This is a genomic window from Dyadobacter sp. OTU695, from assembly GCF_038440355.1.
Lineage (GTDB): Bacteria > Bacteroidota > Bacteroidia > Cytophagales > Spirosomataceae > Dyadobacter.
Genome location: NZ_JASATN010000120.1, coordinates 1 through 230, shown reverse-complemented (window position 1 = coordinate 230; position 230 = coordinate 1). Strand labels below are relative to the sequence as shown.

Here is a 230-nt window from a genome sequence, read left to right as displayed (position 1 = left end):
CTAAACTTTAAACTCTAACTCAAAGAGCTTGTTGGTGGCTATTGGAACGGTCTGGGGCGACACTCGCTTCACCTCTTCCCCTAACCACACATAAACCAACAAAGACCTTGTTGGTGGCTATTGGCCCGGTGTTCACCTCTTCCCATCCCGAACAGAGAAGTTAAGCCCGGGTCCGCCGATGATACTTGGATCAAACCTGGTAAAGTAGGTAGCCGCCACAATTATTAAAC

1 rRNA gene is annotated in these 230 nt (G+C 48.7%); it reads left to right on the top strand.

Features of this window, described 5'->3' with window-relative positions:
* Positions 1–109 precede the first annotated feature (109 nt).
* Positions 110–221: ribosomal RNA gene (gene rrf, locus AAHB90_RS32710) — 5S ribosomal RNA — on the top strand.
* Positions 222–230: the final 9 nt, after the last annotated feature.